General features: G+C 69.0%; 13 protein-coding genes. 12 read left to right on the forward strand and 1 reads right to left on the reverse strand.

All coding sequences use genetic code 11. The features are described 5' to 3' along the window. Window positions 1-306 precede the first annotated feature (306 nt). Window positions 307-486, forward strand: a complete 180-nt coding sequence (locus WMF39_RS20875; protein WP_012236385.1) for a hypothetical protein — start codon at window positions 307-309, stop codon at window positions 484-486. Between the two features lie 93 nt (window positions 487-579). Then, window positions 580-1,671: a TIGR04552 family protein gene (locus tag WMF39_RS20880; RefSeq protein ID WP_012236386.1), complete on the forward strand. Its 1,092-nt coding sequence runs from the start codon at window positions 580-582 to the stop codon at window positions 1,669-1,671. Between the two features lie 381 nt (window positions 1,672-2,052). Here the strand turns inward: WMF39_RS20880 and WMF39_RS20885 are convergent, their stop codons facing one another. Continuing rightward, a complete protein-coding gene (locus WMF39_RS20885; RefSeq protein WP_437747234.1) occupies window positions 2,053-2,793 on the reverse strand; it encodes a Crp/Fnr family transcriptional regulator in 741 nt (246 codons plus the stop codon). 232 nt (window positions 2,794-3,025) lie between these two features. Here WMF39_RS20885 and WMF39_RS20890 point away from each other — a divergent pair, with 232 nt between their 5' ends. From WMF39_RS20890 to WMF39_RS20935, 10 genes are all read left to right on the forward strand, one after another. Beyond that, complete coding sequence (locus WMF39_RS20890; protein WP_012236388.1) at window positions 3,026-3,538, forward strand: DUF507 family protein; 513 nt, start codon at window positions 3,026-3,028, stop codon at window positions 3,536-3,538. A gap of 208 nt (window positions 3,539-3,746) precedes the next feature. After that, on the forward strand, window positions 3,747-4,064 hold the full coding sequence (locus WMF39_RS20895) for a hypothetical protein (RefSeq protein ID WP_437747235.1): 318 nt from the start codon (window positions 3,747-3,749) through the stop codon (window positions 4,062-4,064). Between the two features lie 23 nt (window positions 4,065-4,087). After that, complete coding sequence (locus WMF39_RS20900; protein WP_437747236.1) at window positions 4,088-5,134, forward strand: SDR family oxidoreductase; 1,047 nt, start codon at window positions 4,088-4,090, stop codon at window positions 5,132-5,134. A 26-nt stretch (window positions 5,135-5,160) separates the two neighbouring features. Continuing rightward, window positions 5,161-6,030 (forward strand): YicC/YloC family endoribonuclease, encoded by an 870-nt coding sequence (locus WMF39_RS20905; protein ID WP_437748004.1) that lies wholly within the window; start codon window positions 5,161-5,163, stop codon window positions 6,028-6,030. A gap of 9 nt (window positions 6,031-6,039) precedes the next feature. Next, window positions 6,040-6,678, forward strand: coding sequence for a guanylate kinase (gmk, locus tag WMF39_RS20910; RefSeq protein WP_012236392.1), 639 nt, complete (start codon window positions 6,040-6,042; stop codon window positions 6,676-6,678). Further along, the gene (gene mtnP / locus WMF39_RS20915; protein ID WP_437747237.1) at window positions 6,675-7,562 is read left to right on the forward strand and encodes an S-methyl-5'-thioadenosine phosphorylase; all 888 of its coding nucleotides are present in this window, start codon (window positions 6,675-6,677) and stop codon (window positions 7,560-7,562) included. Before gmk ends, mtnP begins: the two co-directional genes overlap by 4 nt. Window positions 7,563-7,741: 179 nt before the next feature. After that, the gene (locus WMF39_RS20920) at window positions 7,742-8,668 is read left to right on the forward strand and encodes a PfkB family carbohydrate kinase (protein WP_437718701.1); all 927 of its coding nucleotides are present in this window, start codon (window positions 7,742-7,744) and stop codon (window positions 8,666-8,668) included. 97 nt (window positions 8,669-8,765) lie between these two features. Next, window positions 8,766-9,413, forward strand: coding sequence for a hypothetical protein (locus WMF39_RS20925; RefSeq protein WP_437747238.1), 648 nt, complete (start codon window positions 8,766-8,768; stop codon window positions 9,411-9,413). A gap of 138 nt (window positions 9,414-9,551) precedes the next feature. After that, the gene (locus tag WMF39_RS20930; RefSeq protein ID WP_437747239.1) at window positions 9,552-11,195 is read left to right on the forward strand and encodes a serine/threonine protein kinase; all 1,644 of its coding nucleotides are present in this window, start codon (window positions 9,552-9,554) and stop codon (window positions 11,193-11,195) included. 401 nt (window positions 11,196-11,596) lie between these two features. Beyond that, entirely contained in the window at window positions 11,597-12,250 is a 654-nt protein-coding gene (locus tag WMF39_RS20935) for a hypothetical protein (protein ID WP_437747240.1), read from the forward strand. Window positions 12,251-12,256: the final 6 nt, after the last annotated feature.

Below are 12,256 nucleotides of genomic sequence, written 5' to 3' on the forward strand. Positions count from 1 at the left end.
GTCCAGCAAGCCGCACGCAGCCCTTGATGAAAGACCTTCGTCCTTAGCTACAAGTCATTGTTATTGTTTATATTTTTTCGCTTCCAGTGGCAGCGTTTCGGGTGGGAATGGAATGTGAGAACGAATTCCCTTGATGCGTTCCCCCCGAAACCGCTACTTCTTGGCCCGCGGAAGCAGGGCGTGGCACCTTATCCTACAACCACTTACACGCTCTGACTGGGACGATCGTGGTGCATCTTGGTGCCCCCCCGGAGGGAGCGACCATGCGGCCTGTACAGTGCCGCTGGAGGCGGAGAAGGAGAACCGATGAGGATCACCCCGTGGTATCTGGCTGCGCTCGCCCCGTTCGCCGCCATTGGTTGCAGTGGCGCGTACCTCGGCCACGCCGCTGTCGTCGCATTGACGATCGGCATCTTCCTCGGGACCCTTTCGCTCGGCCGTACCCCGAGCTCGAGCCCCGCCCCGCCGAACGCCCCTGTCTCCTGACTTTCTCGCCCAGCTGCCGCCTGCTGCACCTCGACGCGAGGGTTTCCCGAGCGCGCGACAGCGCTGGCGCTTACGCTCGGGGAGCGTGAGGTCATGACGCAAGACGCCTCGGTCGGCCGGCTCAAGCGGCTCGAAGAGTTCACGCTCATGGACCTGGAGTCCGTGCACCTCATCCTGCGCGGCGACTCGGTCATCGACTGGAGGAGGCTCAACCTGCAGGGCGAGCAGGCGGCGCGGGATCTCTTGCTGGCGCAGGAGTTCCGCCCGGACGAGCCGGGGGATCGCGCCCACCTCGAGAGCGTCAAGAACGAAGCGATCGCGTACCTGCGCCGCCATTTCGAGTTCCCGATCCCGAGCCCGGTCGCACGCGCCTCGGTCGAGGAGATCTTGCTGCTCGCCTCGGGCAAGGGCCACCGCCAGCTCTGCGCCTGCACGATCCTCAAGGCGATGCACATCATCCATCACCTGGCCGGGCGCGAGCTCCTCTTCTCGATCCCCATGTCGGACCAGGACGTCTTCCACCTCGTCGAGGAGAAGGTGTACCGGGTGATCGGCGGCATGCTCGCGGCGGGCTTCCCGATCACCGAGTTCATCGGCGGGCGGAAGAACAAGGACTCGCTCTACACGAAGCTCCTGTCGAAGACCGACACGACCGCGGCGGCCATCTACGACAAGCTCCGCTTCCGCATCGTCTGCCGCACCGTGGACGATCTGCTGCCGGTGCTCCTGTACCTGTCCGAGCGGCTGTTTCCGTTCAATTACGTCGTGCCAGGCGAGAGCACCAACACGATCCTGCGGTTCCGGAGCTACTGCGAGACGCGGCCCTTCCTTCAGCCGATGCTCGACGCGTTGCAGACCGACGTCGACGACGGGCTCACGGCAGGCGACAACAGCTTCAGCGATCGGAGCTACCGCGTGATCCACTTCGTCGTCGATCTGCCGGTGCGGCTCCCCGCCGAGATCCTCGACATGGCGCCGCCCGCGGCCTGGGCGCTCGGGCCGATCATCTTCGTCCTGTGCGAGTTCCAGCTGATCGACCGCGAGACCGAGGCGGCGAACGAGGTCGGCGAGGCGAGCCACGCCAGGTACAAGGAACGGCAGAAGCAGGCCGTCATGCGCAGGCTCAAGCTCGGGGTCCGCTCCACCCGTGATCCGGCGAGCGGCGGACCCAAGCGAGATCGCTAGCGCCGCGGTCGGCGCGAGTCGCCATCCAGACGCCGTAACGACGAGGCCGCTGGCGCGCAGCACGCTGGACCGCGCAGCGAGCCTGGACCGCGGTGGCGAGGCCAGACCGCGCAGCGCACGGACAGAACGGTCACGGCTGCGGCGGATGCGTGGGGCAACACCGCGACGAATCGAGCGGGCAGACCGGGGAGATCCGCGAGACATCCGGGGTGGGTCCCCGGAGAGCGGCACGCGTGAGCAGGGCGGCGAACGCCGCTGCGACGCCGGGAGCAGTCGGGCTATCGGAGCAGAGGCCGCCGAGCGAACAGCCTGGACGGTGACCGACGGCGCTCGATCGAGGAGGCCTGCCGGCCCCTCAATGACACCGCCGGACGAGCGGGCTCAGATGCGGCCCTTCAGCGCGTCGCGATCGAGGACGACGATCCGGCGGCGATCGATCTCGATCACCCCCTTGCGACGGAGATCGCCCAGGGTGAGCGTGACGGTCTCGCGCGTGGAGCCGATCATGCTCGCCATCTCCTGATGGGTGAACGGCGCGGAAATGAGCACCCCGCGCGGATCGGGGATGCCCCAGCGCGTCGCGGCCTTGAGCAGGAACTCACAGAGGCGGGCCTCCACATTGCGGAAGAGCATGGACGCCAGGCGCTCCTCGGTGTCCGTGTGCCGCTCGACCAGCGTGGTCACGATGGCGGCGGCGAAGTTGGCGTCGCTCGCCATCAGGTTGCGCACCGTCGCGAGGGGGATGAGGAGCGCCTCGACGTCCTCCGTGGCGATCGCGCTCTCCCGGTGGGCCGTGACGCCCCCGAGCGCAGCCTCGCCTAGCACGTCGCCGGCCCCTCTGTAGCCGAGCGACAGGCTGCGCCCGTCGCTCATCCCACGCACCAGCCGGACTCGGCCGAGGCTGAGCATGGCGAGCGCGGTCGCGGCGTCGCCCTGCGTCACCAGGTGACGCCCTTTCGCGACGCGTTGGATCGTCCCTCCGTCCGCCAGCGCCGACTGCGTGGCCGGAGAGGCCGCGTTGCCGATCGCGCCGCGCCGGACAACCCGCCGTTTGCGGGAGTCCAGGTCGAGTCCACCGTCGTTCCCGAGCGCGCCAGGCTGGACCCTGACGCTCCGTGCCATCGCATCCTTACCCATCATCATCGCGGCTGCTCCTGCGGTTTGCGGTGTCGCGGTCCTACTGTTCCGGGGGGCCCCACCGGCTGGGGGGGGCCCGACTTGTGCCGGAACCTCCCACTTGCGTTGACATCCTGGATACCCGGCCCGTACCTTTCGGTTCGAGCCGGGCACGCCCCGTGAATGAACCCCTGCACGGGGGAGCCAGTTCGACCGCTCCTCCAGCTACGGACGTTGGATGCGCCTCTTTAGCGGCAAAATTACTCCCCTCACAGAAGAACTCGTCCGCGCGCTCGTGGACAACCGCGATATCGAGTGCGAATCGAAGAAAGAGGTCGCGCTCGACGTCGAGTCGGTCTTCACGAGCTACCTGCACGCAGAGCGGGAAGCGACCGAGCGGGCGAAAGAGATCCTCCAGGCACGCGGACTGCCTCAGGGCGAGTTCAACCGGGTCAAGCGCCTGGCCGCGGAGCAGAAAGGGATCAAGACCGGCGAGGAAACGATGGATTATCTCCTCGACCAGCTGCTCGAGATGCTGATGCACTCGAACAACGTCGAGGAGGTGTTCGTCGAGGACCACGACCTGCGCCGCCGGATAAGGCCCATCCTTCGGAAGTACCTCGAGATGGACGAGGCGCTCGACACCGAGGTGCGCGGCAAGCTCCGCCACGTGCAGGAGGGCTCCCGCACCTGGGAAATCGAATACCAGCGGGTCATGGGCGAGATCCAGCGACGCAAGGGGCTGCTGTAATCGCCGCCGCCAGGCAGGCGGACTCTGAGCCGAGCAAGCGAACCGTCTGCGGCGTTTGCCGGTCCAGCGAGACGCCTCCGCCCCATGGCCTCGGTGCCCGATCCGCAGGGATATCGCCTGTGGGATAAACGCGTACCATCTGCGACCATGCCCGCGGCGGAGCGTTCCTTCTGCCGGATCGGGCTTCGTCGTGGTACCGGAGGACATCATGAGCTGGATTCCGAAGGTCGAGGCGAAGCGCCACTTCTGTCATAAATGCAAGAACGAGCTCATCTTCGAGGTGAAGCTCCAGCGCGCGGACACCTGTCCCCACTGCGGTGTCGACCTCCACTGCTGCAGGAACTGCGAGAACTGGGACCCGGCCGCGCACAACCAGTGCAAGGAGCACATCGCCGAGTACATCCCGGATCGGGAGAGAGCGAATTATTGTACTTTCTTCACGTTCAAGAACGGCGTACCGGAAGACAACTCGAAGCGCATCGCGGCTTCTCGCTCCAAGCTCGACAACCTTTTCAAGAAGAAGTAGGCGCCCGCCGGGGGAGCACGCACATGTCCACGCCTCGCTACTTGATCACCGGCGGTGCCGGGTTCATCGGAAGCAACCTCGTCGCGGCGCTGACCGCCGCCGGCGAGCGGGTCCGCGTCCTCGATAACCTCGCGACTGGCCGATGGGAGAACCTCGACGGGCTCCCCCACCAGTCGCTGATCGAGCGCATCACGGGGGACATCCGGGACGCGGCGGCGGTCGCGACGGCGGCCAAGGGGGTCGAGGTCATTCTCCACCAGGCCGCGCTCGGCTCGGTCCCGCGCAGCGTCGAGTCGCCCGTCGAGTCGAACTCCGTCAACGTCGGCGGCACGGTCACGGTGCTCGACGTGGCGCGCCGCCAGGGCGTGCGCCGGGTGCTCTTCGCCGCGTCGTCCAGCGCGTACGGCGAGACGCCCGTCCTCCCGAAGCACGAGGGCATGGAGCCGATGCCGCTTTCGCCGTACGCGGTCACGAAGCTCGCCTGCGAGCATTACATGAAGGTCTTCGCAGGCATCTACGGCATCGAGACCCTGAGCCTGCGTTACTTCAACGTCTTCGGGCCGAACCAGACGCCGGACGGCGCCTACGCCGCGGCGATCCCGCGGTTCGTCGACGCCGCCCTGCAGAACCGGCCGATCCCGATCTTCGGCGACGGCGAGCAGACGCGCGACTTCTGCTTCATCGAGAACACCGTCCTCGCGAACCTCCTCGGCGCGACGTCGTCGAAGAAGTTCAAGGGTGAGGTCATCAACATCGCCGGGGGACGCAGGATCGGGCTGAATGAGCTCTGCAAGGAGATCTCGCGGGCCCTCGGGCGGGACGTCGCGGTCGAGCACCTCCCCGCCCGCGCCGGGGACATCCGTCACTCGCTCGCCGACATCTCGCGCGCGGCCGAGCTCATCGGGTACGAGCCCCGCGTACGCTGGGAGGACGGCATCGTCCCCACGGTCACGTACCTGCGGACGCTCCGTGAGAAGGGCCCCGCGGCCGCGTCGGCCACGGTGACCTGTGGCAAGGTTCCGCTGCCCAAGGCCCAAGGGGCCTCGGACAGCGGACAAAAGGCGAGCTAGGTAGAGCGGGGCGGCTCGTGCGGAGCATGACCGGCTTCGGGCTCGGTGACGCTTCGCTCACCGATGGGCGCGTCGTCGCCGAGATCCGCTCGGTGAACCAGCGCTTCCTCGACGTGCGCGCGCGGCTCCCGCGCGAGCTCGTCGATCTCACGATGTTCGCCGAGCAGGTGGCGCGCGAGCGCCTGCGGCGGGGACGCATCGAGATCATCGTGCGCACCGAGGGCGCGGTGCTGGCCCCGAGCACGCTCGACAAATCGAAGGCGCGCGCGGCGTTCCGCGCCCTGGCGGAGCTCCGCGACGAGCTCGCGCCGGGCGCCGACGTGCCGCTCTCGCTGCTCTGCGCCGTGCCGGACCTCTTCGCGCCCGCTGGCGGCCACGAGATCGCGGCCGTCCGCGCCGCGCTCAAGCTGGCCATCGAGCGCGCGATCGACGCGATGGAGGGCATGTGCCTGCGCGAAGGCGAGGCGCTCGCCGGCGACATGCGCGGGCGGGTGGCCACGTTGCGCGCGCTGTCGTCCGAGGTCGTGGCGCGCGCGGACGAGGCGCGCGAGGCGCTCAGGCGCCGCCTGCGCGAGCGGGTCGAGCGCCTGCTCCAGGGGGTCGAGGCCGGCTTCGAGGCGACGCGGATCGAGGCGGAGGTGATGCTGCTCGCCGAGCGCAGCGACATCACCGAGGAGGTCACCCGCCTCCGGAGCCACCTCGACCAGTTCGGCGGCGCGCTCGCGGCCCCGAGCGGCGACCCTTGCGGAAGGAGGCTCGACTTTCTGCTTCAGGAGATGGTACGCGAGGCGAACACGCTGGGCTCCAAGGCGCAGGACGCCGCCATCTCCCATCACGTCGTGGCGATGAAGGTGGAGCTCGAACGCCTGCGGGAGCAGGTCCAGAACATCGAGTGACAGGAGAGCATGTCGACCGAAGCACTCAGTGACGACTTCCTCCTCCTCATCGTGTCGTCCCCGTCCGGCGCGGGGAAGACGACGCTCTGCGGGAGGCTGCGCAGCGAGTTCCCCGACCTGCGCTTCTCGGTCTCCCACACGACCCGGCGCCCGCGCCCGAACGAGGTCGACGGCCGGGAGTACCACTTCGTCGACCCGAACACGTTCGAGCAGATGATCCGCATCGGCGCGTTCGCCGAGTGGGCCAGGGTGCACGATCACCTCTACGGCACCAGCCTGAAGGAGATCGAGATCGCCCGCGCCACCGCGCGCGGCGTGCTCTTCGACATCGACCACCAGGGCGCGCGGCAGATCAAGGCAAGCCTGCCCGAGGCGGTCGCCGTGTTCATCCTTCCCCCGTCGCTCGCCGAGCTCGAGCGGCGCCTGCGCGGGCGCGGCACCGAGGACGAGCCCACGACGCTCCGCCGCCTCCGCAACGCGAAGGGCGAGATCGAGCATTACGGCTTCTTCGACTACGTGATCGTGAACGACGAGATCAACCGCGCCTACGAGCAGCTGCGGTCGCTCGTCTTCGCCGAGCGGTGCCGCCGCCAGCGGCGCGCGGCCCTCTGCGAGCGGCTGCTCTCGGAGCGGAGGTTCGAGCGATGAGCGCCGGCGCGACGCGCGACGTACTCGCCATCATCGGCGGCAGCGGCGTCTACGAGATGGGGTGGCTGGAGGACGTCGAGGAGGTCTCGGTCTCCACCCCCTTCGGGCTGCCGAGCGACGTGGTGCTGCGCGGGCAGGTCAAGGACGGCGACGCGACGGTGCTCTTCCTGCCGCGCCACGGCCGCGGGCACCGCTTCTCGCCGTCGACGATCAACTACCGCGCGAACATCTGCGCGCTGAAGATGCTCGGCGCCACGCACGTGCTCAGCGTGAGCGCCGTCGGATCCCTGCGCGAGGACATCGTGCCTGGCGACCTCGTCGTCGTCGACCAGTTCATCGATTTCACGAAGCGGCGGATCTCGACGTTCTTCGACGAAGGCCTCGTCGCCCATGTGCCGTTCGCCGATCCGGTGTGCCCGATCCTGGCGAGCGCGGTCCACGACGCGGCGCTCGCCACCGGCGCGCGCGTCCACCGCGGCGGCACCTATGTCTGCATCGAGGGCCCTCAGTTCTCGACGCGGGCCGAAAGCCGCATGTTCCGGACGTTCGGCGCACATGTCATCGGGATGACCAACTTGCCCGAGGCGAAGCTCGCCCGCGAGGCGGAGCTCCCCTACGCCACGCTCGCGCTCACCACGGACTTCGATTGCTGGCACGTCAGCGAGGAGGCGGTGAGCGTCGAGACGGTCATCACCGTACTCAACCGCAATATCGGGTATGCGCGGGACGTCGCGAAGTCGCTCGCCCGCAATCTCCCCGATGTGTCGCAGAGCCCGGCCCGTCACGCGCTGGAGAAGTGCATCATGACCACGGCCGGCGCGTCATCGCCCGACGCGGAGGCGCGGCTCGAGTGGCTCATCGGCCCTCGGCGCAAGGCCGACTGAGCTGACCTCAGGGCCCCTCGCGCCCGCTCCTCCGCGCAACGGGCGGGAGGGGGCGCAGCGGGCGCGAGGGGCAAGGCGGGCTCTGCTGGGGTCGGGTGCGGCCTGCGGCCCGGCGGCGCCGTCGCAGAAACGAAACGCGCGGCTAGCGGCTACGCACAAACCTGGCTAAGAGGCGTCCTGTGACGACCTCATCCGCGATCCTCATCATCGGCTCGATGGCGTTCGACGACCTCGAGCTCCCCGCCGGCAACGAAAGAGACGTCGTCGGTGGCTCTGCCACCTACTCGGCGTTCGCTGCCTCGTGCTTCGCTCCGGTGCGCACCGTGGCCGTGGTGGGCGATGATTTCCCCGAAGAGACCCTCGCAGCGATGCGATCTCGAGGGATCTCGATCGAGGGCGTCGAGCGCGCTCCCGGGAAGACGTTCCGCTGGGCCGGGCGCTACGACGTGGATCTCATCCATCGCACGACGCTGGACACGCAGCTCAACGTGTTCGCGTCGTTCGCGCCGAAGCTGCCGGAGACCTACCGCGACACGCCCTTCCTCCTGCTCGGCAACATCCATCCCGCGCTCCAGCTCGACGTCCTCGAGCAGGTCCGCGCGCCGCGCTTCGTCCTCGCCGACACGATGAATTTCTGGATCGAGGGGGAGCCGAAGGCGGTCGCGGCGATGCTGCGCCGCATCGACACGCTCGTCGTCAACGACGAGGAGGCGCGCCAGCTCTCGGGCAAGTACAACATCCGCCGCGCGGCGAAGGAGATCCTGTCCCGTGGTCCGCGCCGGCTGATCATCAAGCGCGGAGAGCACGGCGCGCTGCTCTTCGACGAGGAGGGCGTGTTCGCCGCGCCCGGCTTCCCGCTCGAGGACGTCATCGACCCCACGGGCGCCGGCGACGCCTTCGCCGGCGGGCTCATCGGTTACCTGGCGTGCCAGCCGGAGATCACGCCGCTCGCGCTCCGGCGCGGCATGCTCCATGCGACGGCGACGGCGTCGTTCTGCGTCGAAGCGGTTGGCACGCGGCGGATCGCGACGGTGACTCGAGCCGACATCGCGGCGCGACTGACCGAGATCCGGGCGCTGTACGAGTTCGGCGCAAGCACCATGTGAAGCCCGCCTGGAGGCGGCGCTGGCGCGAGCGCCTGCCGTGTGCGGTCGCTGTTCACCTTCCGGCGCATAGCCGTGCTAGACGACCGTCAAAGTGAACATGAACCTCACCACCCGTACATTCGCAGGCATCGCCTTGCTGGCCCCCCTCGTCTTCGGCTGCGCGGCCCGTACGGCGCCGTTCGACGAGATGGACAAGGCGCAGATCACGGTCCTCCGCCTCCAGGGGCAGGAGCTGGCCCCGACGCCCGTAGCGACGACCGGGGCCCCTACCCTCATCCCGGGCATCCCGCCCGAGCTCCAGCAGATGGGGCAGGCAGCCCTTCAGGGGCTGCAGCAGGCGCTGCCCGGGCTCATCCCGCCCAACCTCATCCCGGGGCAGACCGCCAGCACGCCGGTCCTCCCCGCGCAGCCGCGCTTCAAGAACTTCGTCATCCTCCAGCAGCGTCAGCTCACGACCAGCGACGCCGACGCGGAGCTCAAGGACCAGATCCTCGACGTCTTCGGCGACGAGGACAGCTTCACCGCGGACCGCGGCAACTGCTTCTATCCCGGCCTGGGCATCTCGATGGTGCGGCCGAACAACCCCACGCCTGTCGACCTGCTCGTCTCCTTCTCGTGCAACCAGGCCATGGGAGACGGCTTCCGCTGGCCTTACGCGACCAACGGCTTCTCGGCCGAGACCCACCAGAAGCTGAGCGAGATCTACCAGCAGCTCTGGGGACAGGCGGTCCCGCCCGGCGCGTGATCCCCTGCCGCGGCGAGGAGCTCCGCTGGCCTAATTTGTAATCAACACCACATATCGTGACCGCAGGGTCCGGATGGCTAGACTTGATCGAGCTTCCGAGGTCCCCGTGTATCGGTCAGGAGCGCGCCGCACGACGTCATGATCCCCCAACCCCAGCTGTTGCCGGGAAAGGAGCTCGGGCACTACGAGCTCCTCCTGCCCATCGCGCAGGGGGGAATGGCCACGGTGTGGGCCGCGCGCCACAAGGGTCGTCGTGGCTTCCAGAAGACGGTCGCCATCAAGACGATGCTGCCGTCGCTCTCGGATGATCCCCAGTTCGAGAAGATGTTCCTCGAGGAGGCGAGGCTCGCCTCGGGGATCCATCACCCGAACGTCGCCGAGATCCTCGACCTCGGCGAGCAGGACGACGTCCTCTACATCGTGATGGAGTGGGTCGACGGCGAGGCGCTGTCGGTCATCGCGAAGGCGGCGAACAAGAGCGGCGTGGCCATCCCGCTGCGCATCGCGCTCCGCGTCCTCGGCCGCGCTTGCCTCGGTTTGCACGCCGCGCACGAGCTCCGGGACCCGCAGAACGACGACCAGCTGCTCGGGCTCGTGCACCGCGACGTGTCACCCCAGAACATCCTCGTGACGTACGACGGCCATGTGAAGCTCGTGGACTTCGGGGTCGCCAAGGCAACCAATCGCACGCACAACGACACGACCGCGGGACAGATCAAGGGCAAGGTGCCGTACATGTCCCCTGAGCAGGCGCGAGGCGAGCGGGTCGATCGGCGCACCGACGTCTTCGCGATGGGGATCGTGCTCTACAAGTTGACGACGGGAGAGCACCCCTTCGCCGCAGAGAACGACCTCCTCACGCTCAAGTACATCACCTCGCGACCGGCGCTCTCGCCTCGCCTGAAGAACCCGGATTTCCCGCCCGAGCTGGACCAGGTCCTGATGAAGTGCCTGCAGAAGGAGCCGGAGCGGCGATACCAGACGATGCTCGAGCTGGAGAGCGCCCTGGAGACCGTGCTGGCCAAGGAGCCGACGGTGACGGACCACGACGTCGGGGCGTTCGTGCGCGGGCTCCTGGGAGAGCGCAACCAGCGCCGGCGCGCAGCGCTGCGCGACACGGTCCGCATGCTCGACGAGCGCGCCTCCCACCCGCCCGAGGTGATGCTCGTTCGCGACAGCATCAGCGAGCTCTTCTTCACGCAGCTCCCTCCTGGTCACCCGAGCGCAAAGCTCCCCGCGTCTCGCCGGAGCACCCCCGCGCCCTCGCGACCGGCGCTGCCATCGCTGCTGTCCGAGTCGCTGATCCCGAGCTCGCCTGGCCAGGACACTCAGCTGGGCCCGATCGAGGTCCCGGCGGCGCGCCGCCGCTCGGGGACGCGGGTGGCAGCCGCTGCGCTCGCGCTCATCACGTTGCTGGGCGCCGGGGTGATGTGGCTCCGGCGGCCCGCGCCGCAGCAGAGCATGTCCGAGGAGCTCACGGTGCACGCCCACGGCGCTGGCCCGGCGGCGACCGAAGCCACGACGGGCGCAGCGCCAAGGCCGGACGGCGCGCCCACGCTCCTGGCCGACCACGGCGGCGTGGGTGCTCGGCCCGCCCCCGAGGCGAGCGACCCGGAGGGGCGCGGGGCGAGCGCTCCGGACCCGACGGCCAAAGGCGCAACGACCGCCGCGACGCCGAGCGCGACGGCTGCTGGATCGAGCGCCACCAGCGCGCGCAGAACAACCCCGGGCAAGCGTCCCTCGACGAAGTGGGTACCGACCGTGACCAACCCCGGGTTCTGAGCGGCCGCAGGGCGCGGCAGCTCCGCGACGCGCTCCTCCTGGCAGCAAGCCTGGGCGTCGTAGGCGGCGCCCTGCTGTTGCGACGGAGCCGAGCGTCCAGCGCCTCGCCAACCCCGGCGCAGGCGAGCGCGTCCGCGGAACCGTCGCCCCTGCCCAGGGGCGGTGAGCCCGAGCGCGCGGCGCTCGATCAGCACGAAACGCAGCACGAAACGCAGCACGAAGCGCAAGCGGGGTGCGGCTTTGCCGACCAAGGGTTCGGCGCCTATGAGCGATGGCGCCCGCTTCCGCTCGGAAGGCTCCTCGTCCCGCCTGCGCACGCGGTTCGCTCGGATGGCGGCTACGATCTTCTGATCCACTTCCACGGCGCCGAGCCTGTCCGGAAGGTGCTGGCTCCCAGGGACATGGATCTGGTCATCGCCGGGATCGACGTGGGGACCCGATCGAGCGAATACGCGCGCGCGCTCGAGGGCGGCGGCTGGGACGCGCTGCTCCAGACGATCGACCGCGAGGTCGAGAGCGCATCCGGGAGCGCGGGCGCGCACATGCGCCGCCTGGTGCTGTCGTCCTGGAGCGCTGGGTCCGGCGCGATCGGCAGGATCATCGAGCGCGGGAGCAGCCACGTGGATGCGCTGATCCTGCTCGACTCCCTCTATGGCTCCTACATGCCGGGGCAGACGTCGCTCGCGCAGGGGCAGCTCGCCCCTTACGTTGCGCTGGCCAACGCCGCCGCGCGCGGCGCGCCGGTCTTCTACCTGACGCACACCGAGATCCCGACCAGCGGCTACGCGTCCACGAAAGAGGCGGCCACGTTCCTTCTTCGCGAGCTCGGAGCCACCCCCATCGCGGTGACCTCGAGCGGGGACGAGGCCCCCTCCGCCGCGCCCGGCGACCGCGCAGCGGAGGCAGGAGACGCGCTGCGGCTCACCCGGATGTACGACGGCGGCAGCCTCTACGTGCGCGGCTACGCGGGAGCGGGCCCCGGGGAGCACTGCGCGCAGCTGCGGCTGCTCCCCGCGATCCTGGCGGAGCACGTGCTCCCGGCCCTTCGCCGTTGAGGTGCC

The sequence above is a fragment of the Sorangium sp. So ce1504 genome, assembly GCF_051521635.1.
Taxonomy (GTDB): Bacteria; Myxococcota_A; Polyangia; order Polyangiales; family Polyangiaceae; genus Sorangium; species Sorangium cellulosum_B.